The sequence below is a fragment of the Salinicola sp. NYA28a genome, from assembly GCF_976982775.1.
On record NZ_OZ334582.1, the window covers coordinates 1,728,604 to 1,750,241 of the forward strand.

Annotated in this window: 18 protein-coding genes; 9 read left to right on the top strand and 9 right to left on the bottom strand. The window is 64.8% G+C overall.

All coding sequences use genetic code 11. The features are described from left to right. Nucleotides 1–633 (top strand): thiopurine S-methyltransferase, encoded by a 633-nt coding sequence (locus ACWHY3_RS07760; protein ID WP_087718713.1) that lies wholly within the window; start codon nucleotides 1–3, stop codon nucleotides 631–633. Nucleotides 634–775: 142 nt separating this feature from the next. Here ACWHY3_RS07760 and ACWHY3_RS07765 read toward each other — a convergent pair whose 3' ends face one another. From ACWHY3_RS07765 to ggt, 7 genes are all read right to left on the bottom strand, one after another. Continuing rightward, nucleotides 776–1,369: a YajG family lipoprotein gene (locus ACWHY3_RS07765; protein WP_087718714.1), complete on the bottom strand. Its 594-nt coding sequence runs from the start codon at nucleotides 1,367–1,369 to the stop codon at nucleotides 776–778. Nucleotides 1,370–1,476: 107 nt separating this feature from the next. Beyond that, nucleotides 1,477–2,577 (bottom strand): sulfate/molybdate ABC transporter ATP-binding protein, encoded by a 1,101-nt coding sequence (locus ACWHY3_RS07770; RefSeq protein WP_332779952.1) that lies wholly within the window; start codon nucleotides 2,575–2,577, stop codon nucleotides 1,477–1,479. Beyond that, nucleotides 2,574–3,401 (bottom strand): sulfate ABC transporter permease subunit CysW, encoded by an 828-nt coding sequence (gene cysW / locus ACWHY3_RS07775; RefSeq protein ID WP_448127962.1) that lies wholly within the window; start codon nucleotides 3,399–3,401, stop codon nucleotides 2,574–2,576. Before cysW ends, ACWHY3_RS07770 begins: the two co-directional genes overlap by 4 nt. Beyond that, a complete protein-coding gene (gene cysT, locus ACWHY3_RS07780) occupies nucleotides 3,401–4,255 on the bottom strand; it encodes a sulfate/thiosulfate ABC transporter permease CysT (RefSeq protein ID WP_071230382.1) in 855 nt (284 codons plus the stop codon). The genes cysW and cysT overlap by 1 nt, the downstream gene beginning before the upstream one ends. Next, nucleotides 4,252–5,280, bottom strand: a complete 1,029-nt coding sequence (gene cysP, locus ACWHY3_RS07785) for a thiosulfate ABC transporter substrate-binding protein CysP (RefSeq protein WP_087718717.1) — start codon at nucleotides 5,278–5,280, stop codon at nucleotides 4,252–4,254. The genes cysT and cysP overlap by 4 nt, the downstream gene beginning before the upstream one ends. Before the next feature lie 161 nt (nucleotides 5,281–5,441). After that, complete coding sequence (locus ACWHY3_RS07790; protein ID WP_448127963.1) at nucleotides 5,442–6,605, bottom strand: MFS transporter; 1,164 nt, start codon at nucleotides 6,603–6,605, stop codon at nucleotides 5,442–5,444. Between the two features lie 79 nt (nucleotides 6,606–6,684). Further along, a complete protein-coding gene (gene ggt, locus ACWHY3_RS07795; RefSeq protein WP_087718719.1) occupies nucleotides 6,685–8,445 on the bottom strand; it encodes a gamma-glutamyltransferase in 1,761 nt (586 codons plus the stop codon). A 198-nt stretch (nucleotides 8,446–8,643) separates the two neighbouring features. On the opposite strand from ggt, the gene rpe reads away from it, so the two are divergent. From rpe to ACWHY3_RS07820, 5 genes are all read left to right on the top strand, one after another. Beyond that, nucleotides 8,644–9,330, top strand: coding sequence for a ribulose-phosphate 3-epimerase (gene rpe, locus ACWHY3_RS07800; RefSeq protein ID WP_087718720.1), 687 nt, complete (start codon nucleotides 8,644–8,646; stop codon nucleotides 9,328–9,330). A 6-nt stretch (nucleotides 9,331–9,336) separates the two neighbouring features. Further along, on the top strand, nucleotides 9,337–9,678 hold the full coding sequence (locus ACWHY3_RS07805) for a GIY-YIG nuclease family protein (protein ID WP_303854313.1): 342 nt from the start codon (nucleotides 9,337–9,339) through the stop codon (nucleotides 9,676–9,678). A 42-nt stretch (nucleotides 9,679–9,720) separates the two neighbouring features. Further along, the gene (locus ACWHY3_RS07810; protein WP_448127964.1) at nucleotides 9,721–10,467 is read left to right on the top strand and encodes a ParA family protein; all 747 of its coding nucleotides are present in this window, start codon (nucleotides 9,721–9,723) and stop codon (nucleotides 10,465–10,467) included. Nucleotides 10,468–10,552: 85 nt separating this feature from the next. Next, nucleotides 10,553–12,292: a VRR-NUC domain-containing protein gene (locus ACWHY3_RS07815; protein ID WP_448127965.1), complete on the top strand. Its 1,740-nt coding sequence runs from the start codon at nucleotides 10,553–10,555 to the stop codon at nucleotides 12,290–12,292. Further along, the gene (locus ACWHY3_RS07820; protein WP_448127966.1) at nucleotides 12,289–14,637 is read left to right on the top strand and encodes an ATP-dependent DNA helicase; all 2,349 of its coding nucleotides are present in this window, start codon (nucleotides 12,289–12,291) and stop codon (nucleotides 14,635–14,637) included. The genes ACWHY3_RS07815 and ACWHY3_RS07820 overlap by 4 nt, the downstream gene beginning before the upstream one ends. Before the next feature lie 365 nt (nucleotides 14,638–15,002). Here ACWHY3_RS07820 and ACWHY3_RS07825 read toward each other — a convergent pair whose 3' ends face one another. Next, the gene (locus ACWHY3_RS07825) at nucleotides 15,003–16,658 is read right to left on the bottom strand and encodes a dihydroxyacetone kinase subunit DhaK (RefSeq protein ID WP_448127967.1); all 1,656 of its coding nucleotides are present in this window, start codon (nucleotides 16,656–16,658) and stop codon (nucleotides 15,003–15,005) included. 168 nt (nucleotides 16,659–16,826) lie between these two features. Then, nucleotides 16,827–18,125, bottom strand: a complete 1,299-nt coding sequence (locus ACWHY3_RS07830) for an NAD(P)/FAD-dependent oxidoreductase (RefSeq protein WP_332779943.1) — start codon at nucleotides 18,123–18,125, stop codon at nucleotides 16,827–16,829. A 349-nt stretch (nucleotides 18,126–18,474) separates the two neighbouring features. On the opposite strand from ACWHY3_RS07830, the gene ACWHY3_RS07835 reads away from it, so the two are divergent. The 3 genes from ACWHY3_RS07835 to ACWHY3_RS07845 all read left to right on the top strand — a co-directional run bounded on the left by ACWHY3_RS07835 (nucleotide 18,475) and on the right by ACWHY3_RS07845 (nucleotide 21,628). Continuing rightward, nucleotides 18,475–19,140, top strand: a complete 666-nt coding sequence (locus tag ACWHY3_RS07835) for a phosphoglycolate phosphatase (RefSeq protein WP_448127968.1) — start codon at nucleotides 18,475–18,477, stop codon at nucleotides 19,138–19,140. 225 nt (nucleotides 19,141–19,365) lie between these two features. Continuing rightward, nucleotides 19,366–20,862, top strand: a complete 1,497-nt coding sequence (trpE, locus tag ACWHY3_RS07840) for an anthranilate synthase component I (protein ID WP_448128148.1) — start codon at nucleotides 19,366–19,368, stop codon at nucleotides 20,860–20,862. A 139-nt stretch (nucleotides 20,863–21,001) separates the two neighbouring features. Then, complete coding sequence (locus tag ACWHY3_RS07845; protein ID WP_332779942.1) at nucleotides 21,002–21,628, top strand: TVP38/TMEM64 family protein; 627 nt, start codon at nucleotides 21,002–21,004, stop codon at nucleotides 21,626–21,628. The last annotated feature ends 10 nt before the right edge of the window (nucleotides 21,629–21,638 follow it).

Genomic DNA, 21,638 nt, shown 5'->3' on the forward strand with positions numbered 1-21,638 from the left:
ATGACCGCCGCGGATTGGTTGCAGCGCTGGCAGGAAGGACGCATCGGGTTTCATCGCGAGATGCCGCACCCGGCGCTGGAAAGGCACTGGCCGCGACTCGGGCTGGACGCCGGCGCCAAGATCCTGGTGCCGTTGTGCGGCAAGAGTCGGGACATGCGCTGGCTGGTCCAGCGCGGTAATCCGGTACTGGGAGTCGAGCTGTCGCCCCTGGCGATCGAGCAGTTCGTGGCGGAAGGCGATCAGCCCGCGCTTCGCTACCGCCGATCCGGGTTCGAGTGCACGCGGCAGGGGAGCGTCGAGCTGTGGTGTGGCGACTTCTTCCACTTTCAGGTGGATGAAGCGGCCGAGCTGGCGGGCTTCTACGACCGCGCCGCCCTCATTGCACTACCACCGGCGACGCGTCAACGCTACGCTCACCATCTGGCGCAACTGCTGTTGCCGGGCAAGCGCGGCCTGCTGGTCACCCTGACCCATGACGACCCGGAGCGCGGCCCGCCGTTCAGCGTCTCCCACGAGGAAGTCCGGGCGCTGATGGCCCCCAATTTCGAGTTGACGCTGTGCGAGGTATCGGAGGCCGAAGATGGCCTGACCGAAAGCGTGTGGCAGTTGGTGAGACGGGGCCCGTCGCTCTAGTTGTCACCGAGGTGTCGTCCGGTCGTGGTCCCGTGTGGCGTCGTCCCGGGCTGCCCAAAGCCGAAGCCCGAAACGAGAGAACCGCCTGCCACGGTGATGTGGCAGGCGGTTCTTCGCATTCGGCGGAGACTTCCGGGCGGGATCAGCGGGCCAGCAGACTGGCCAGTTGCTGATCGCGGAAGGTACGGTCCAGGGCATTACCCAACAGTTCGCTCACCATGCGGTTGTTGGTATCCCAGTCCGGCTTCACGGCGTAGCTCTGGGAGCGCTTGGCGGTATAGCGACCGGTGTAGGTGTTGCCGCCATTGACCACTTCCGCCTGGATGATCGCCTGGAGCTGGGAGGCGTCCAGCAGCGGCTGCTCGGCAGTACTGCGGGCGTAGGCCAGGTCGGTCAGCGTCAGGGTCAGCGAAGGGCCGCCGGCGTTGCTGCTGGTCGGGTTGAATCCCATGCTGCGCAGGGCGTTTTCCGCCTGGACACGGATCTTGGGAATGACATCATTGGCCTCGACGGTAATCGTCGAGGTTGCCGACGGGCTGCCCGAGCGCGTGCCGATGACGCTGCTGTCGCGTCCATCGACCACTTCCAGCGAGACCGACTGGCCGCTGCCGGTATGCGAAAAACCGCCGCTGACCTTGGGACTCACGGACAGAATCTGGGGGCTCTGGGCACAGGCCGCCAGCAGGCCGAGCAACAGCAGTACGGCCAAGCCTTTGAGCACAAACCATTGACGCATAACAGTGAACCTCTCGAGTCGTGGAAACGGCGCGACCATTATAGACGTTGGCCACAAGTTTCCGGAATGCGACGAAGCCTCCTGAGGCCGTGACCTAGACTGCCGCCTCAGGAGACCGACAGCGGCGCCAATGTCTGTGGTCGTGAGGTATCGAAGCGATGCAGACGGCTGGGCTGGGCGAAGAGCCGTTTGCCACGGGTGATCGCCAGGCGCTCGAAATCCGCATGGCTGATCGTGGCCAGCCACGGTTCGCCCAGCCAGTCCGCCTCCAGCTCGAGGCGAACTTCGGCGCCTACCGGCACGACGGCCGTGACGCTGACCGGCAAGTGCGCGCGGGGGCTGGGCTGCTCGTCCAGGCGGACTTCGTGGGGCCGCAGCAGCAGTTCCTGACGACCATTCTCGACGCCGGGTGCCGCCACCCACGCGTTGCCGCAGGTGAGGATTTCCTTCTCGATATCGCCCTCGATCCGGTTGACGTCACCGAGGAACTCGAACACGAAGCGATTGGCGGGTTGGCGATAGAGCGTATCCGGCGTCGCGATCTGTTCGATCCGGCCGTTGCTCATCACCACCACGCGATCCGACAGTTCCAGCGCCTCTTCCTGGTCGTGGGTCACGAATAGGCTGGTGAAGTGAAGCTCCTCGTGAAGATGGCGCAGCCAACGGCGCAGCTCCTGGCGTACCTTGGCATCCAGCGCGCCGAACGGCTCGTCGAGCAGCAGCACATCGGGCTTCAGCGCCAGCGCCCGCGCCAGCGATACGCGCTGCTGTTGCCCGCCGGAGAGCTGGGCCGGGAAGCGCTCGGCGAAATCCTGGAGTCGGACCATCTCCAGCAGCTGCATTACCCGCGAACGAATCTCGCCGCTCGAAGGTCGCTGCGAGCGCGGCATGGCGGTCAGTCCGAAAGCGACGTTGTCGAACACGCTCATGTGGCGGAACAGAGCGTAGTGCTGAAACACGAACCCGATGCGCCGATCGCGCACGTGAACTCGCGTCACGTCGCGTTCGCCGAAATGGATCGAGCCGCTGTCGGCCTGTTCCAGCCCGGCCACGATGCGCAACAGCGTGGTCTTGCCGGAACCGGAGGGGCCGAGCAGGCCGATCAGTTCGCCATCGTGAATATCGAGATCGATAGGCTCGAGGGCGCGGGTGTGGCCATGTCCCTTGGAACCATAGGTCTTGTCGATCTGCGAGATGCGGATACTCATGTCGCGGTCTCCCGGCGCGCAGCGCGCCATTCGAGTGCGGCCTTGGCGGCCAGCGTCAGTAGCGCCAGCAGCGCCAGCAGCGATGCACTGGTAAAGGCACCGACGGTGTTGTAGTCCTGATAGAGCTGTTCGACCTGAAGCGGCAGGGTGTTGGTTTCGCCGCGAATTGCCCCGGCGACCACCGAGACCGCGCCGAACTCGCCGACTGCGCGGGCGTTGGTCAGGATCACGCCGTAGAGCAGGGCGTGACGAATGTTCGGCAGCGTCACGCGCCGGAAAATCGTCCAGCCGGAAGCGCCCAGCGTCACGGCTGCTTCTTCCTCGCGGGAGCCTTGCGCCTGCATCAGCGGAATCAGCTCGCGGGCGACGAACGGGCAGGTGACGAACAGCGTGACCAGCACGATGCCCGGCCAGGCGAACATGATCTGGATATCGTGAGCATCAAGCCAGCCGCCGAGCCAGCCGTTTCGCCCGTAGAGCAGCAGGTAGACCAGGCCGGCGACCACCGGCGAGACGGCAAACGGAATATCGATCAGCGTCTGCAGCAGGCGCCGGCCGGGGAAATCGAAGCGTGTCACCAGCCAGGCCAGAAACACCCCGAAGACCAGATTGACCGGCACGGTGATCACGGCGACCAGCAGCGTCAGGCCGATGGCGGAGAGGGTGTAGGCATCGCTCAGGTTCTGCCAGTAGACATCGATGCCGTTCATCAACGCCTGGGCGAAGATCGCCACCAGCGGCAGCAGCAGGAACAGCGCCGTCAACACCAGGGCGGCGCCGATCAGCAGACGGCGGACACGCGGTGCGTCACCGATCCGTATCATCAGCCGCGCCCTCCGTGCAGTCGTTTGATGAAGCGGCCTTGCCACAGATTGATCGCCAGCAGCAGCGCAAGCGAGGTGGCGAGAACGATCGAAGCGACCGCCGAGGCACCGGCGTAGTCGTACTCCTGCAGCTTGACGAAGATCATCAGCGAGGTGATCTCGGTTTCGTAGGGCTTGCCGCCGGCAATGAAGATCACGGCGCCGAACTCGCCGAGCGAACGCACGAAGGCGAGCCCGGTACCGGTGACCAGCGCCGGCCACAGGTAGGGCAGGATCACCCGGCGGAACGCGAGGCTATCGCTGGCGCCGAGCGTCATCGCGGCTTCGTCCACTTCGGCGGGGAGATCTTCCAGTACCGGCTGCACGGTGCGAACCACGAACGGGATGCTGGTAAAGGCCATCGCCAGGGCGATCCCGATCCAGGTGTAGGAGATCGAAATGCCCAGCGGCTCCAGCAGTCGTCCGATCCAGCCGTTACTGGAGTAAAGCGTCGCCAGCGTGATCCCCGCCACCGCCGTCGGCAGGGCGAACGGCAGGTCCATCAGCGCATCGACCAGGCGCTTGCCGGGGAACTCGTAGCGCACCAGCACCCACGCCATCAGCAGCCCGAACGCGGCGTTGAAGATAGCTGCCACGGCGGCGCCGAAGAGCGTCACGCCATAGCTTGCCAGCAGGCGCGGGTCCGTGATCAAAAACCAGTACTGCGACCAGCTCAACTGCGAGAGCTGCCCCACCAGACTGGTCAGGGGCAGCAGCAGAATCAGCGAGACGAAGGTCAGCGAGATGCCGAGCGAGAGACCGAAGCCCGGCAGCACTCGGCGTTCGCGGCGCCAGGTCAGAGCGTGTGCGATCATCGGCGCTGAAGCTGATCCAGTTCACCGCCGCTGGCGAAGTGCGTTTCCATCGCCTCGGGCCAACTGCCGAAGACGTCCTCGACACGCAGCAGTTCGGTTTTCGGGAACTGGTCGCTGAACTCCTCGGCCACCTTCTCGTCGTTGACGCGATAGTTGAACCCGGCCAGCAGGCGCTGTGCTTCCTCGGTGTAGAGGTAGTCGAGATAGCCCTTGGCCAGATCCTCGTTGCCGTTGCGCTCGGCATACTCGTCGACCACGGCGACCGGGAACTCGGCGAGAATGCTGACCGGCGGTACCACGACTTCGTAGTCGTCCTTGCCGTATTCGTTACGGATGTTGTTGACCTCGGACTCGAAGGTGATCAGCACGTCGCCGATACCGCGCTCCACGAACGTCGTGGTGGCGCCGCGGCCGCCGGTGTCGAACACCTCGACGTTGCCGAGGAACGTGCTCATGTAATCCTCGATCTTCGCCTCGTCGCCGTCGAAGGCCTGGTCGGCGTAACCCCATGCTGCCAGATAGGTATAGCGCCCGTTACCCGAAGTCTTGGGATTGGGGAAGACGAGAGAGACATCATCCCGCGCCAGGTCGTCCCAGTTCTCGATCTGCTTGGGGTTGCCCTTGCGCACCAGGAAGGCGGTCGTGGAGTAGTAGGGCGACGCCTGATTCGGGTAGCGATCCTGCCAATCCTCGGCGACCAGGCCGGCGTCGGCCAGTACGTTGACGTCGGTCACCTGGTTGAAGGTCACCACGTCGGCACGCAGCCCTTGCATGATCGAGCGGGCCTGCGTCGAGGAACCGCCGTGGGACTGCTTCACGCTGACGGTCTCGTCGTGCTGGGCCTGCCACCAGTCGATGAACTTCGGATTCACCGCGGCGAACAGTTCGCGAGCGATGTCATAGGAGGAGTTGAGCAGCTCACGCGGTTCGTCCTGGGCCTGCACGGGCGACAGGGCGCCGAAAGTCAGCGCCAGCCCGACGGCGGACGCGGTGAACAGCGAGCGAGGCTTGGAAAACCAGGTCATGAGTCAGTCCCCTAGGATTTATTGGCAATGGCGGCAAGGCTAAATAAACCAGAATGGAATGACAATTCGTTTCAATAGAACTTTTAATTATAAATTTGCTCGGTAACTCTATAAGCCCAGACGTGCATGAGTTTGGCACTCCGGCGCGGCAGACGCTGTGCCTACGGTTCGACGCGAGCGGGTCTGCCGAGTCGGCGGAGAGCAAGCAGCCCCAGCAGCGGGCCGGGAAGTAGCCACCAGGCGATCGTCGCCTCGAGGACGGGTAGCCAAGGCACCAGCAGACCGATCGAGACCGCGGAGATTGCGAACCCGATGGCGTTCTGCAGCGTCAGGGCACTGCCGACCAGCGTGGCGGGGCAAGCGTTGGCGGAGAGCGCCGAAAATTGCGGCGAATCGATCACCGCGAGCAGGCTCCACGCTGCCAGATACACCACCAGGGCAGCGAAACCGACATGCGGTGCAATCCAGGGATAGAGCAGGCAGCCTATCACCGAGCCGGCCAGCCCCAGGATCGCGACCCGGCGACTGCCCAGATGCTGGCTCAGCCAGCCGCCGAGCCAACAGCCCGGGGCGCCGACCGCGATCAGGGCGAACGACAGCATCGATAGCGCTTGGGGAGAAAGGGAAGGGTTGGCCGCGATCAGCAGCAACGGGATCAGCGTCCAGAGCGTGTAGAGTTCCCACATGTGGCCGAAGTAGGCGCTGGCAGCGCGGCGAAAGTCGGCGATGCGAAAGGCCGCCAGCCCGGCCAGGCGCGATGGCGTCGGAGTGGAAGCCCGAGCAAGGGAGGGTGCGTCGCCCAGCCGCCATACGGCGACGCCGGCCAGCAGGGCGAGCAGTGACGCGATCCATAGCGTCAACTTCCAGTCGCCTCCCCAATCGATGCCGGCCAGCAGGTGGGGCATCGCCGTGCCCAGCACCAGCATCCCGACGAGCCATGCCAGTCCCAGTCCGGCGCGCCCGGGCGCCCAGCCCACCATCAGTTTCATGCCGATGGGGTAGATGCCGGCCAGCGACAGCCCAGTGATCAGGCGCAACCCGACCGCTGGCCACAGGCCACCGGCATACGGCAGCAGGGCGTTGGAAAGCGCGCCGACCAGGCATGCCAGGGCGAACAGTCGGCTGGCTCGAGTGCGATCGGCAAGACCGCTGAGGCCCAAGCAGAGCGTCCCCAGCAGGAACCCGAACTGCACCGCGCCGGTGAGCCAGCCCAGATCGCCGGTGGCGAGCCCCCACGTCCGCTGGAGATCATCGATCACGGCGTTGGGCGTGAACCACAGCGCGGTGCCGAACCACTCGGCAATGGCAATGATGACAATCGACATCGATTTCCCCGCATCTATCATCCGGATCATCGCCGCCGGGCGATGGCATGTCGGTCGCCTTCGGATCGCGGGTAGCGGCTCAGAGACCCATCGCCGAGGAAGTCGATCGCCGCGGATCGGCACCGCCGGTGAAGGTACCATCGTCCTCGATCAGGATCGACTGTGCCGCGCCCATCGCCTCCTGCTGGCTGACGGTGTGGCCCATCGCTTCGAGCAGGGCGATTGTGTCCGGGCTGATGCCATCCTCGATGCGGATCTCGTCCGGCAGCCACTGATCGTGAATGCGCGGCGCGCTGACGGCACTCTGGATATTCATGCCGTGGTCGATCACGTTCATCACCACCTGCAGCGTGGTGGTGATGATGCGCGAACCACCGGGGCTCCCGGTCACGAGGAAGTTCCTGCCATCCTTCTTGACGATGGTCGGCGTCATCGAGGAGAGCATGCGCTTCTCCGGTTCGATCCTGTTGGCTTCGCCGCCGATCAGGCCGTAGGCATTGGGCGTGCCCGGCTTGGCGGAGAAGTCGTCCATCTCGTTGTTGAGCAAAAAGCCGGCGCCATCGACGACGATGCCCGAGCCGTAGCTGAAGTTGATGGTGTAGGTATTGGAAACCGCCAGTCCGCCGTCGTCGGCGATCGAGAAGTGGGTGGTCTCGTTGGACTCGTACGGCAGCGGATTGCCGGCGGCGATTTCGCTGCTAGGCGTGGCGCGGTCGATATCGATCTGCTGGCGCAATTCCTCGGCGTAGGCTTTCGAGGTGATGCCTGAAAGTGGCACATCAACGAAGTCGGTGTCACCGAGATACTCGGCGCGATCGGCGTAGGCGCGTTTCATCGCTTCGCTCATGACGTGGATCGTGCGTGCCGAATTGAAGCCCATGGCGTGAATGTCGTAGCCCTCGAGCATGTTGAGCATCTGCACGATGTGGGCGCCACCGGAAGAGGGCGGGCTCATGGCGTAGACGTCGTAGCCACGATATTGGCCATGCACCGGCTCGCGAATCGTTGGTTGGTAGTCGGCGAGATCCTGCGCCGTCATCAGGCCATCATGGTTCTGCATCTCGGCCGCGATCAGGCGCGCTGTCTCGCCTTCGTAGAATTCGCGCGGGCCGTTCGCGGCAATTCGCTCGAGCGTCGCGGCCAGGTCCGGCTGGCGGAACCGCTCGCCGGCGCGATAGAGCGAGCCGTCCGGCTTGAAGAACACCTTGCGCGTCGAATCCCACTGCTTGAGCCGCTGCTGGGACTGTTCGAGACCTTCGGCGAATCGCGGCGGAATGATGAAGCCTTTATCCGCCAGCCTGATCGCGGGCGCCAGCGCCTCGGCGAGACTCATGGTGCCGTACTTATCCAGCGCCAATGCCAGGCCGGCCACGGTGCCGGGCACGCCGGACGCGTTGTGGGTATAGCGGGAAAGCTCGGAAACGGCCTCGCCCTGTTCGTTCTGGAACATGGTCTCGTAAGCGGCGGCTGGTGCCTTCTCGCGGTAATCGATGGCGATGACGTCACCGCTATTCTCGTCGGAAATCAGCATGAAGCCGCCACCGCCGATGTTGCCCGATCGGGGCTGGGTCACCGCCAGCGCGAAGCCGGCGGTCACGGCGGCATCGACGGCATTGCCGCCATCGGCCAGCACGTCGTGGGCGATCTGCGAGGCCAGATAATGGCTGGTGGCGACCATGCCGTGCTCGCCGAGCTGGGGGTGGAATCGCTCCCCTTCAAGGATCGCCGACTGGGCATGCGTCGGTGTCGGGACGAGAGTCGATAACACCGTCGTCAGGCAGACGAGGGACAGGGCGACTCCACGGCGAGTGGATGGCGTGGCAGGAATGAAGCGAGGCATGGAAAGTCCTTCCAATGAATGTTGTTGTCAGTGAGCGAATCGAGATGCGTGGCCAAGACCTGAAGCAGTATAGAAATAGTCGCTTCCAATCGTCTCGCCGGCCATACCGGCGAGGCGGTTTTGCGTCCGGACCCGCCAAAGGTAGCGATGCGTGCGCTAGAATGAGCGCCAACGGCCAGCCTGCATAAGGATTCTTTCATGCACGACTTCAAGATCGCACCCTCCATTCTTTCCGCCAACTTCGCCTGTCTGGGGCAGGAGGTCGAGGACGTGCTGGCGTCGGGGGCCGACATCATCCATTTCGATGTCATGGACAACCATTACGTGCCCAACCTGACGATGGGGCCGATGGTGTGCGAGGCGCTGCGCAAGCACGGCATCACTGCGCCGATCGACTGTCACCTGATGGTCAAGCCGGTGGATCGCCTGATCGGCGATTTCATCGACGCCGGCGCCAGCTACGTGACGTTTCATCCGGAAGCTTCGGAGCATGTCGACCGCTCGCTGCAGCTCATTCGCAGCCATGGCTGCAAGGCCGGGCTCGTCTTCAATCCGGCGACGCCGCTTTCCTACCTGGACTACGTCATGGACAAGGTCGACATGATCCTGATCATGAGCGTCAACCCCGGCTTCGGCGGCCAGTCCTTCATTCCGGCGGCGCTGGACAAGCTCCGCGAGGCGCGCCGGCGCATCGACGCCAGCGGGTTACCGATTCGGCTGGAGGTCGACGGCGGCGTCGGCCCGGACAACATCGCCGAGATCGCCGAAGCGGGGGCGGATACCTTCGTCGCCGGCTCGGCCATCTTCAAGGCGCGCAGCCTCGACGACCCCCATCGCTACGACAGCGTGATCGGCAAAATGCGCTCGGCGCTTGCCGGAAACTGAGCCGGCGTGTCGTCGAAAAACGAGGCGGTAGCGGACGATAGCGAGCCGCGCCAGTGGTATCTCTATCTCATCGAGACCGCCAGAGGCGCGCTCTACACCGGCATTACCACCGATGTGGCCCGGCGATTCGAGCAACACTCCCGCGGCCGAGGTGCGCGGGCGCTGCGTGGCAAGGGGCCGTTGACCTTGCGGCACGCCCAGGCGGTCGGTAGTCACGGCGACGCGCTCAAGCTCGAAGCGGCGATCAAGCGGCTGAGCGCCGACGCCAAGCGGCGCTGGATCGAACGGCAGCGGCCGTCATCGTTTTGTCACCAGATTGTCATCTCTCGGGAGCCCGCGGGACCGTAGAATCTCGGGCATCATTCGATATCGAACGGGAACACTTCGATCATGAAAGTGGTGGCACTGCACAATCTCAAAGGCGGCGTCGGCAAGAGCTCGGCGGCCGTCAACCTGGCCCGCGAAGCCAATCGCGATGGTTTGCCGGTGCTGCTGTGGGATCTCGATGCGCAGGGCGCCTCGACCTGGATACTGGGAGGGGAGAACGGCTTGAGCCGCAAGGTCGGCAAGCTGCTGTCGGGCAAGTCGCCGCTGGGAGAGCAGGTTCAGCACACGCCGTGGGAGCGTTTCGATTTGCTGCCGGCGGACATGCGCCTGCGCGAACTCGATCGCATCCTGGAAGACAAGGCGGAGGGCGACAAGCATCTCAAGCGTCTGATCGCGCCGTTCAGCGAAGAGTACGCGCTGATGATTCTGGACTGCCCGCCGGGGCTTTCCATGCTGGCCGAACAGCTGATCCGCGCCGCCGATCGCATCCTGGTGCCGACCATTCCCAGCCCGCTGTCGATACAGGCATTCTCGCGCATGCTGGCGCATCTCGATCTCAAGAAGCGCCAGAGAGAGCGTATCTGCCCCTTTTTCAATCTGGTGGATCGACGGCGTCGTCTGCACCGGGAGTGGATCGAATCACCCCCGGAAGCGATGGGACGCACGCTGCACAGCTGGATTCCCTATTCCAGCGACGTCGAGCGAATGAGTCTCGAAAATCAACCGCTGGCGGACCTGGCGCCCCGCAGCCGGGCGACCCACGCCTACCGCCGTCTGTGGCAGGAGCTCAAGGCCGAACTGGGCGAGTAGTGCCTCGACCCGTTACGGGGCTTCGAACGCCGTTGCGGCATCTGTATACTTACCCAGTATTTTTGAGTCCTACGCTGGGGAGCCCATGGCGCTGCCGACGCTCGAAGACCCGCTCTATTACCTTGCCAACTTCCGCCAAGTGCTCGACTGGCTGAGGTCCCGCTACGCGGACCTGCTGAGTCCCGACGAAGGCGCTTTTATCGCCGACTTCGAGCGCGTGCCGGAGCCTTCCCAGGCGTTGCTGGTGCGAATGGTCATGCGCAAGGGCGTCGATTTCCGTGCCAGCCGCCTGGTCTACGCTGAGATCGGCGATAGCGTCGAAGCTGCCAAGCCGCTGATCGAGCGCGGCTGGATCGAGGAAGATGAGCCGCTGTCGCTGGAAGCGCTGTTTTCGCTGGCGACCCGAGCGGAGATCGGCGCCGACATGGGCGACTGCCTGTTGGCGCTCGGCGTCGGCAGGAGCGCGGGCAAGGGTGTCTGGCTGGCGGCGTTGCAGGCGGCGTCGCCCGAACCCCGTCCGCTGACCGAGTGGTTGCCGACGCTCGGGGATCGTCACTATCGGCTGACCGTCGACGCGATGTGCGAACGCTTCCGGCTGATGTTCTTCGGCAACCTGCGTCAGCACTGGTCCGAATTCGTGCTCTCGGAGCTGGGTGTCTACCGCTTTGAGCCCGTCGAACTGGACGCTTCTTCCCGCGCCTTCTCGCGTCGCGAGGAGCTGGAGGCCTATCATCATCTGCACCGCTGCCGGGAGCGTTTCGAGGCCGACGAGTCGCTGGAATCGCTGCTGCCCGACGTGCCTCGCGTGGCGTTCGACAACGACTGGCTCGAGCGTCGCAGAGGCCGGCTGATCTACAAGCTCGCCTATCGTCTCGAACGCCAGGGCGAACTCGACCGGGCGCTGGATCTCTACGGGGATTGCTCGGCACCGGAAGCGCGGCTGCGACGGATTCGCGTGCTCGAGGCGCAGCAGGCAACAGCGGATGCGCTGGCGCTGGCCGAACGGGCGGAAGCCGCGCCTGTCAGTGCTGCGGAAAGCCAGGCCCTGGACCGCGTGCTGCCGCGTCTCCGTCGCAAGCTCGGGCAGGCCGCGGAAAAGCGAATGAAGGCTTCGGATCCACCACGTATCGATCTGGTGCTGCCGCGCTCGGCCAGCGTCGAACTGGCGGTGGCCCGGCATCTCTCCCGCGCCGAGGCGCCGGTCTGCTATGTCGAGAACGTGCTCATCAACGGCCTGTTCGGCCTGCTGTGCTGGGAGGCGATCTTCGCGCCGCTGCCCGGCGCGTTCTTCCATCCGTTCCATAGCGGGCCGGTGGATCTGTTCGAGGCGGACTTTCGGACCCGGCGTCGCGAGCTCATCGACACGAGCCTGGCGGCGCTCGAGCGGGGTGACCATGCCGAGATCATCCGTCATCGATACCGCGACAAGTGGGGCATCCAGTCACCGTTCGTGTTCTGGGAAGCGCTGGACGAGCGGGTGCTGGAACTGGCGCTGCACTGCATTCCGGCGCGACATCTCCGGCTCTGGTTCGAGCGTCTGCTCGACGATGTTCGCGCCAATCGTGCCGGGATGCCGGATCTGATCCAGTTCTGGCCGGAAGGCGATCATGCTTCGCAAGGTGGGCGCGGCTCCGCCGAGCCGGCTTATCGCATGATCGAAGTGAAAGGGCCCGGAGACCGCCTGCAGGACAATCAGAAACGCTGGCTGCAGTTCTGTGCCCGTCACGACATGCCGGTCAGCGTCTGCTACGTCACCTGGGCGGCCTGCGACGGCGAGACGGTAGATGCGGGCGACGCCGGCACCACGGCGGGAGCGCTTTCTTGAGCTATCGGATCGCCGTCCGCGCGCTGTGCGAATTCGCGGCCAAGCGCGGCGATCTCGATCTGCGCTTCACGCCGTCGCCTTCGGCACAGGAAGGTATCGCCGGTCATCAACTCGTCGGAGAGCGGCGGGGCGAGCGCTACGAACGGGAGATCGCCTTGAGTGGCGCCTATCGCCACCTCGAGGTACGCGGCCGTGCCGATGGCTACGACCCCGACGCCAATCGGCTGGAAGAGATAAAGACGCATCGTGGCGATCTTTCCCGGCAGCCGGCCAACCAGCGGGCGCTGCACTGGGCGCAGGCCAAGGTCTACGGCCACCTGCTGTGCACCGAACGCGGGCTGGATCAGTTGACGGTGACGCTCGTCTATTTCGATATCGTCAGTCAGCGCGAAACGCCCTTGAGCGAGCGCTGCTCGGCCGAGGCATTGCGCGCCGAGTTCGACGCTCACTGTCAGGCGTTTCTGGCCTGGGCACAGCAGGAACTGGCCCATCGGCGACGGCGCGATCGTGCATTGCAGGCGCTGCGGTTTCCTTATGCCGGGTTTCGCGAGGGTCAGCGTCCGCTGGCGGAGTCCGTCTACAAGGCGATTCATACCCGGCGCTGGCTGATGCTGCAGGCGCCTACCGGCATCGGCAAGACGCTGGGCACATTGTTTCCGATGCTCAAGGCGATGCCGGGCGAGCCGCTGGACAAGATCTTCTTTCTGACGGCGCGCAACACCGGCCAGCGCCTGGCTCTCGACGCGCTGCGCACCCTGGGCGTCGGGCAGCGGCACTGCGAGACTCCGGAACCGGATCACCTCGAACCGGACGATTCCAGGTCGGGCGATAGCCGGTTGGGTGACGTCCAGGCCGTCCCGCTGCGCGTGCTGACGCTCACGTCCCGCGACAAGAGTTGCGAGCATCCCGACAAGGCGTGTCACGGCGAATCCTGCCCGCTGGCGGCGGGTTTCTACGATCGCCTGCCCGCCGCGCGCAAGGCGGCGGTCGAACGCGGCTGGCTCGATCGCGCCGCCCTGCGGGAGACCGCGCTCGCCCACGAGATCTGCCCTTACTATCTGGGCCAGGAAATGGCGCGCTGGGCCGATGTCGTCATCGGCGACGTCAACTACTGGTTCGATTTCCACGCCATGCTCTACGCGCTGAGCCAGCAGCAGCAATGGCGGGTCGGTCTGCTCGTCGACGAGGCCCACAATCTAGTCGAACGAGGGCGCGGCATGTACAGCGCGAAGCTCGATCACGCGGCGTTTCGGCGCCTGAAGCCGACCCTGCCTGCTCCGCTCAAGCGGCCATTCTCGCGGGTGGCGTCCGCGTGGCGCGCGCTGGCGGACGACAGCGAATCGGACTATCGGGTTCTGGAGACACTGCCGGGCAAGCTGATCGGCGCGTTGCAGCAGGCGGTTTCACAGGTGGTCGAGTATCAGAGCGAACAGCCGATCGCGCTCGACAGCGAACTGCAGCGCTTCGCTTTCGACGCCCAGCACTTCTGTCGCGTCGCCGAGGTCTTCGGCGATCACTCGATCTGCGACGTGACACGGCAGTCTCCACGTGGCCGCCAGCGCAATGCCGGCATCCGGGTGACGCTGCGCAACGTGGTGCCGGCGCCGTTCCTGACGCCGCGTTTTGCCGCGGCCCATGGCGGCATCCTGTTTTCCGCCACGCTGGCGCCGGAAGCCTACTATCGTGACCTGCTGGGCGTACCCGACGATGCCCCCTGGATGTCGCTGGCATCGCCGTTTCGGGATTCGCAGCTCGAGGTTAGCATCGCCGCGCGGCTGTCGACGCGTTATGCCGACCGCGAGGCATCGCTGATACCGCTGGCGGATCGCATCGCCGCTCGGTTCCACGCCCGGCGCGGCAACTATCTGGCGTTCTTTTCCAGCTTCGCCTACCTGGAACGGGTCGCCGACCGGCTGGCCGAACGTCACCCGGAGGTTCCGATCTGGCGTCAGGCATCGCGCATGGACGATGAGGCTCGAGAGGCGTTTCTGGGGCGTTTCGAGGCGAACGGGGAAGGGGTGGGGTTCGCCGTGCTGGGCGGCATTTTCGGCGAGGGCATCGATCTGCCCGGCGACCGCCTGATCGGCGCCTTCGTGGCGACACTGGGATTGCCGCAGGTCAACCCCGTCAACGAGCAGATGCGAGCGCGGCTGCAGGCGCTTTACGGCCACGGCTACGATTACGCCTACTTCTTCCCCGGCATGCAGAAGGTGGTGCAGGCAGCGGGACGGGTGATCCGATCCGGCACAGATGAAGGCGTCATCCACTTGCTGGACGATCGCTTCGCGAAGCGGGAAACGCAGGCGCTGCTGCCGGCGTGGTGGCCCAAGCCGATCACGGACTAGGTGCGAAAAGGGGAGAGGAGCTGAAGGGCCGCCTCTCTATTTGGCAAAGTGCCACATTCCGGCTTTTTCAGCTTACGACTGTTCGAGCATCGACGACCGTTCCGCTCGTGATTGCGAGGGGGCTTAACGCTCGCCCCCTCGCGCTCCCCCTCTTGATTGACGCCGCTGGTCCGCGAAACCCTGAAAGACGATGGCCTGCGCTTCGGGTCGGCGCGCAAGGACATCCCTGTCCGGGCGCGCCTCTTGTGACATCCATGTCACAAGACCCGGCTTGCCCCTCGTCTTTCAGCGCGGCCCCGGAGGCGTCGAGGTGGCCGATTCAAGTGGACATGGCGTAGGTCTTTTCGGTAGCGCTGTCCTACGATCTACGAGACCGAATGGCTTAGTGCCTCGAATACCCGCGCGACAGCCTCGGCACCAGGATCGACGACACCCTTGAGCGCGCTTTCCGGCACGTAGGCGGAGCGGCCGGCGTTGGCGCGGGTCAGGCTGGCGGTGGCCTGGGCGCCGTCGCGAGCGGCCTGCGCAGCCTGGGTAAGCGACTCGCCACGCTGCAACGATTCGATGGCGGGGATCAGGGCGTCGAGCATGGTGCGATCGCCGGGCCTGGCACCGCCGTAGGCCTGCATTTTCTCCACGCCGTCAGCCAGTGCCTCGTCGAGTTTGCCGCGGCGATCCAGCGAGCCGGCGGCAGCGGTGAACAGGATCGACAGCAGCACGCCGCTGGAGCCGCCCATGTCCCGCGACAGCAACTGGCCGATGCCCGCGAACAGTAGCGGTAGGGCGGCGGTGTTCAGGCGTTTGGCTTCGAGCGCCCTGGCGATCGAATCAGCGCCGCTTTGCATGCTGGCGCCGGCGTCGCCGTCGCCGCTCCTGGCATCCAGGGCGTCGAGTTCTTCACGGGCCTGGCGCAGGGTATCGATGATCCGCTCGAGCGTCGCGACGGTGTCGGCGTCCTGCGGTGCGTCGTCGGCCAGCGCTTCATGGTCCTGACGGGTGTTTGGCGAGAAGTGCGGAGGTGCCTGCGTGGCGCGCAGCCCGGGCCAGCCTGGTGCGGTCGTCGGTGCCGACAACGCCGTGACGATATCGTCATCCACCGGCAGCAGGGTGAGCGAAAAGCCGTGCATGTCCAGAGAGGTCATCAGCGGCGCCGGGCCAATCAGATGCGCCACCTGCTCGACGCCCAGCTGGCGCAGCAGGCTGGCGGCCAGCACGCCCATCTCCTGGGTGGAGCAACTGCCCAGATCGTTGAGCATCGCGATCCAGGGGCCGGTGAGCTTGCGGTCGGACAGCGCATTGCGCAGGGGATCCAGAACCAGGGTCATGGCCTCGTCGGCACTCTTCGGGTCGACCTGCCGCGTGCCGGTCTCGTTATGAATGCCCAGGCCCAGTTCCGGCGAGCGGTCGGCGGCGGGCTGCCCCGGCTGTGCCGCTGCGCTCAGCGCCATGCCCAGTGATCCCATGCGCCGACACAGCGCTTCGGCATGTTCGCGGATGGCATCGAGGGGTGTTTCCTGGCTCGCCAGGTAGCCTGCCAGCTTGTGGATCAGCACGGTGCCGGCGATGCCGCGCGGCTGTGGTGCGTTCTCGATGGCGATATCGTCGGCGACGATCACCATGGCGACATTCAGCCCCTCGCTGCGGGCGCGCTCGGCGGCAAGGCCGAAATTGAGTCGGTCGCCGGTGTAGTTCTTGACCACCAGTAGACACCCGGCCTCGCCGCAGACCTCGCGAATGGCGGCCAGTACCGCCTCCACGCTGGGGGAGGCAAACAGGCTGCCGGAGATGGCACCGGTCAGCATGCCTTCGCCGATATAACCGGCGTGGGCCGGCTCGTGACCGGCGCCACCGCCGGAGAGCACCGCGACTTGGCGGCGCCCCTGTTCCGTTGTGTCCCAGTCCCGACGGATCAGTATGCGCAGGCCGCTGTCCGGTTCGGCGATACGCAGCGGGGCGGTCGCCGCCGTCGTCCGCAGAATCTCGTCGACGACATCGCCGGGGGCATTGTAGAAACGTTCCATGTGATCTCTCCGCTGACGTTTCGAGTTCGCTGGCTATCGCAGTTGATGGCACTTCACGCTTGCTTGATGGAACTTCGCGTTCACGGCGTTCACGGCGTTCACGGCGTTCACGGCGTTCACGGCGTTCACGGCGTTCACGGCGTTCACGGCGTTCAGTGCGACTGGTGTTCAGTGCAACTTCATCTTCGGCCGCAGGTAGCGGTTGAGGCCGTCGACGATGACGGTCATGCCGGTCTTGAGAATGCCGTGAATGGCCATCTGATGCATACGGTAGAGGGAAGCGTAGAACAGCTTGGCCAGTCTGCCCTCGATGAACAGGCTTCGCGCCGACGCGCCGCGCATGAGGCTGCCGACCGCCTCGAAGTGCGCCAGCGAGATCAGCGAGCCTCGATCGTGATAGACGAAGGGCTTCAGCGGTTTGCCATCCATGGCCGCACGCAGGTTATGGTAGCAATGGGTCGCCTGCTGATGCGCGGCCTGGGCGCGAGGAGGAACGCGCTTGTCGTCGGGCTGAGGGCAGGAGGCGCAGTCGCCGAACGCGAAGATGCGCTCGTCGTCCAGGCTCTGCAGTGTCTGGTTGACCTTGATCTGATGATTGCGCTCGGTGGCGAGCCCCAGTTCCGACAGGAATTCGGGCGCCCGGATGCCCGCTGCCCAGACGCTCAGGTCCGTCTCCAGCGGTTCGCCGTCGGCGGTGATGAAGCCGTTGGCGTTGGCTTCTGTCACGCGCGTATCGACATGGATCTTGACGCCGAGCCGTTCGAGCTCGCCGTGCACGGCGCGGCTGATGCGCTCGGGCAGGGCGGGCAGAATGCGCGGCGCGGCCTCGATCAGGTGCACCTCGAGCTTGCCGCTGTCCATGGCCGTGAAGCCGTAGCTGTGCAGCATGCGTGACGCGCCGAAGAGTTCGGCGGCCAGTTCGACGCCGGTGGCGCCCGCCCCGACCAGGCCGACGGTCAGCTTGGGATGCGTCCGGCGCTCCGGGTCGCTGTAGCGCAGGAAGGTATTGAGCATGTTGCGCCGGAAGCTCTCCGCCTGCTGCGGGCTGTCGATGAAGTGGCAGTGTCTGGCGACGCCGGGCGTGCCGAAGTCGTTGGAGACGCTGCCGACGGAAAGCACCAGGTAGTCGTACTCGATCTGGCGCGCGGGCAGCACGACCGCATCGTCCTGGTCATGGATCGGCTCGAGGGTAATGGTCCGATTGTCGCGGTCGATGGCACTCAGGGTGCCGCGCTGGAAACGATAGCCGTGGCTCTTCGAGTGCCCCTGATAGGAGACCTCATCGAGCCCAGAATCGAGCGTGCCGGTGGCGATCTCGTGCAGCAGCGGTTTCCAGATGTGGGTCGGGTTGCGATCCACGAGGACGATGTCGGCACGCTGACGCTTGCCGAGCTTGCGACCCAGTCGGGTTGCCAGCTCGAGCCCGCCCGCGCCGCCACCGACCACGACGATGCGTGGTGTGGTCATGGGAAGCTCCAATGTGAGAATCAGAAAGGGAATGGCGAGAAAGAAACGAGAAAAATCGGGGGTGTCGAAGCGAGTCACGGTAAGGCAAGGCGGGGTCCTGAATGATCGCCAGGCCAGTGACCGACATGGACGACATGAAATAGACGCAGCGATAGCCGAGCAGTGACGATATCGGGCTGTGGAACTGCGCATTCACGGAAGTCGGTACCCGTCGATTCGACGAAAGATGCAGTCAAGGATACGCCGATCACTGGCGCTTGGCATCCGCGGGTTGCGTAAACTTACCGGCTTTTGGGTAAGCTAAAGGTCGTAATTCCGACGCTCCGGCGCTACAGACAAGGACGCATTCATGCACGCTTTGCTTCAGGACATTCGCTTGGTGGCCTTCGATCTCGATGGCACATTGATCGATTCCGTCCCCGATCTTGCGGCAGCGGTGGACGCCATGCTCGTCGAGCTGGGCATGGTGGCGGTGGGCGAAGCGAAGGTTCGCGACTGGGTCGGGAACGGTTCCCGCAAGCTGGTCGAGCGGGCGCTGGAGAACGTCCTCGAGCGAATGCCCGAGGCGGCACTGCTGGAAGCGGCTCACGACGCTTTCCTGCGTCATTACCACGCCGCACCCTGCGAGCGGACTCGCGTTTACCCCGGCGTCCGGGAAGCGCTCGACGCGCTGGAAAGCCGCTCGATCATCGTGACGCTGATCACCAACAAGCCGGCGGCGTTCATCGATCCGATTCTCGACGCGCTGGCACTGCGCCACTATTTCCGTACGACGCTGGGCGGCGACTCGCTGCCGGAGAAGAAGCCTCATCCGGCGCCGCTGCTGCATTTGGCGGCGCGCTACGACATCGATCCCGCACAGTGCCTGATGGTGGGGGATTCGCGACATGACGTGGAAGCCGGAAAACGCGCCGGCTTCCGCACGCTGGCCGTTCCCTACGGCTACAATCACGGCGAGCCGGTGGCCTCGAGCGAACCGGATGGCGTGGTTGAATCGCTGAGGGAACTCGTTTAGGGTTTCCGGGACGGCGCCAGGGCGGTTATGGCGCCGGTTTCAGCTCTCCCTGTTTTCCCGTTACCCCTTTCGACCGAGCTTTGACATGCAACCGGATACCCAACGCCTTTTCAGCCCCTGCGTCTCGATGCGCCCGGTCAAGCGATGGCGATGGTGATTATCAGTCGTTACCGACGCAGCCGCCCTCATGATTGCTGATTTTCACTGCTGGAGCCCGGTCCCATGATGACCCCCGATCGCTTTGCCGAGCTGGCGCAAGCCGGCTACAACCGTATTCCGGTCACTCGCGAGGTGCTGGCCGATCTCGATACGCCGCTTTCCACCTACCTCAAGCTCGCTGACGCCCCCTGGACCTTTCTGCTCGAGTCCGTACAGGGCGGAGAGAAGTGGGGCCGCTATTCGATCATCGGTCTGCCGAGCCGGGAGCGCATCGAAGTGCGCGGCTTCACCGTGCGCCATATCGTCGACGGCGAGCAGCAGGGCGCCAGCGAAGTCGAGGACCCGCTGGCGTGGATCGAGCGGTTCCAGTCTCGATTCAAGGTGCCGGATCTCGACGACCAGCCGCGCTTCGATGGCGGTCTCGTAGGCTACTTCGGCTACGACACCATTCGCTATATCGAGCCCAAGCTGCGCACCGTGCTGGCCGCCGAGAAACCCGATCCCATCGGCGTGCCGGACATCCTGCTGATGGTGTGCGACGATCTGGTCGTCTTCGACAACCTCTCCGGCCGTCTGCAGCTGTGGACCCACGCCGATCCGGAAACGCCTCACGCCTACGATAATGCGGTGGAGCGGCTCGAGACGCTGGAACTGAAACTGCGCAGCGCGACCTTCAATACGCTGAGTCCGGGAACCGGGCGGGCGGATGTCGCCGAAGACGACTTTCATGCCAGTTTCAGCGAGCAGGGCTATAAGGACGCGGTCGCCAAGATCAAGGAGTACGTGCTGTCCGGGGACGTCATGCAGTGCGTGCCTTCCCAGCGCATGTCGATCCCGTATCAGGCGCCGCCGCTGGATCTCTATCGCGCGCTGCGCAGTCTCAACCCGTCGCCCTACATGTTCTTCCTCAATCTCGAGGATCATCACGTGATCGGCTCCTCCCCGGAGATCCTGACGCGGCTGGAGGGTGGCGAGGTGACCGTGCGGCCGATCGCCGGCACGCGGCCTCGTGGTGCGACGCCGGAGCAGGACAAGGCGCTGGAGGAGGAGCTGCTGGCCGATCCCAAGGAGATCGCCGAGCATCTGATGCTGATCGACCTGGGGCGCAACGACATCGGTCGGATCAGCCAGGTCGGCACCGTCGAACTCACCGACAAGATGGCGATCGAGCGCTACTCCCATGTCATGCACATCGTCTCCAACGTGACCGGCAAGCTGCGCGAGGGAATGTCGGCGATGGACGTACTGCGCGCCACCTTCCCGGCGGGGACGCTCTCCGGCGCGCCCAAGATCCGGGCGATGGAGATCATCGACGAACTCGAACCGGTCAAGCGCGGCGTCTATTCCGGTGCCGTCGGGTATCTCTCCTGGCACGGCAACATGGACATGGCGATCGCGATTCGTACCGCCGTGCTGAAGGATGGCGAGCTCCACGTGCAGGCCGGTGGCGGTATCGTCGCCGACTCCAACCCCGACGACGAATGGCACGAGACGCTCAACAAGCGCCGCGCGCTGTTTCGCGCCGTCGCCATGGCCGAAAAAGGGCTCGATAACCTGGAATAGGCATCGGTTCGGCCGGGCTGTCATCATCCGGTCACGGTGATCGGTTTAGATCGGGGGCATGCGACACGCTGCCCCCGATCGATTTCATGCCGACTCTATCCTATTGCCGAGGCGCGCTCGCCTGCGGCGGCGGTGGATCGTGTTCCTCACCCTGGTGTTGCTCGTTGCAGGTCTCGTTGGCTGGGGCGGTGTTCCGCGGGAAGTGCTCAAGACGCTGCATCCGTTGGCGCTGTTGATCGCCATGGCGGGCTTGCCGGCGCTGGGAATTCCGATGACGCCTTTCTACATTCTCGCCGGATTGCGCTTTGGCGTGCCGGGCGGGCTGATGTTCTCGGCAGTGGCAACGCTGCTCAACCTGTTGCTCTGCTACACGATCGCCAGGGGCCAACTGCGGCCGGTTCTCCGCGCCTCCATCGAGCGGCGTTTTCCGGCGCTGGCAGGACTGGACGATGCGCGCCAAAATGCCTGGCGCGTCACGTTCCTGATCAAGCTCGTTCCCGGTGTCCCGATGTTTCTCAAGCACTATGCGCTGGGAATTGCCGGCGTCCCGCTGTCGATCTACCTGAGCGTTGCCTTGTTGACCACCGGCCCTTACGGCGTAGCCTTCGTGGTGCTGGGGCAATCCGCGCTGACCGGGGATATCGGTCAGGCGCTGATCGCGGCCGGGCTACTGGCGCTCATCGTGACGGCGGTGAACATCGGGCTAGGTCGCCGGGCACGGCGCCAGTCGCGCAGGGAGCCGAGTCTCGAGGCGGGGTTCGAGTAAAGTGGAAAGA

What these genes read in the sequence shown, in the direction of transcription:
- ACWHY3_RS07830 (WP_332779943.1), bottom strand. Translation starts at nt 18,125, where the DNA reads ATGACCACACCACGCATCGTCGTGGTCGGTGGCGGCGCGGGCGGGCTC.
- ACWHY3_RS07815 (WP_448127965.1), top strand. Translation starts at nt 10,553, where the DNA reads ATGGCGCTGCCGACGCTCGAAGACCCGCTCTATTACCTTGCCAACTTC.
- ACWHY3_RS07835 (WP_448127968.1), top strand. Translation starts at nt 18,475, where the DNA reads ATGCACGCTTTGCTTCAGGACATTCGCTTGGTGGCCTTCGATCTCGAT.
- ACWHY3_RS07825 (WP_448127967.1), bottom strand. Translation starts at nt 16,658, where the DNA reads ATGGAACGTTTCTACAATGCCCCCGGCGATGTCGTCGACGAGATTCTG.
- ACWHY3_RS07765 (WP_087718714.1), bottom strand. Translation starts at nt 1,369, where the DNA reads ATGCGTCAATGGTTTGTGCTCAAAGGCTTGGCCGTACTGCTGTTGCTC.
- cysT (WP_071230382.1), bottom strand. Translation starts at nt 4,255, where the DNA reads ATGATCGCACACGCTCTGACCTGGCGCCGCGAACGCCGAGTGCTGCCG.
- ACWHY3_RS07810 (WP_448127964.1), top strand. Translation starts at nt 9,721, where the DNA reads ATGAAAGTGGTGGCACTGCACAATCTCAAAGGCGGCGTCGGCAAGAGC.
- ggt (WP_087718719.1), bottom strand. Translation starts at nt 8,445, where the DNA reads ATGCCTCGCTTCATTCCTGCCACGCCATCCACTCGCCGTGGAGTCGCC.
- cysW (WP_448127962.1), bottom strand. Translation starts at nt 3,401, where the DNA reads ATGATACGGATCGGTGACGCACCGCGTGTCCGCCGTCTGCTGATCGGC.
- ACWHY3_RS07790 (WP_448127963.1), bottom strand. Translation starts at nt 6,605, where the DNA reads ATGTCGATTGTCATCATTGCCATTGCCGAGTGGTTCGGCACCGCGCTG.
- cysP (WP_087718717.1), bottom strand. Translation starts at nt 5,280, where the DNA reads ATGACCTGGTTTTCCAAGCCTCGCTCGCTGTTCACCGCGTCCGCCGTC.
- trpE (WP_448128148.1), top strand. Translation starts at nt 19,366, where the DNA reads ATGACCCCCGATCGCTTTGCCGAGCTGGCGCAAGCCGGCTACAACCGT.
- ACWHY3_RS07770 (WP_332779952.1), bottom strand. Translation starts at nt 2,577, where the DNA reads ATGAGTATCCGCATCTCGCAGATCGACAAGACCTATGGTTCCAAGGGA.
- rpe (WP_087718720.1), top strand. Translation starts at nt 8,644, where the DNA reads ATGCACGACTTCAAGATCGCACCCTCCATTCTTTCCGCCAACTTCGCC.
- ACWHY3_RS07760 (WP_087718713.1), top strand. Translation starts at nt 1, where the DNA reads ATGACCGCCGCGGATTGGTTGCAGCGCTGGCAGGAAGGACGCATCGGG.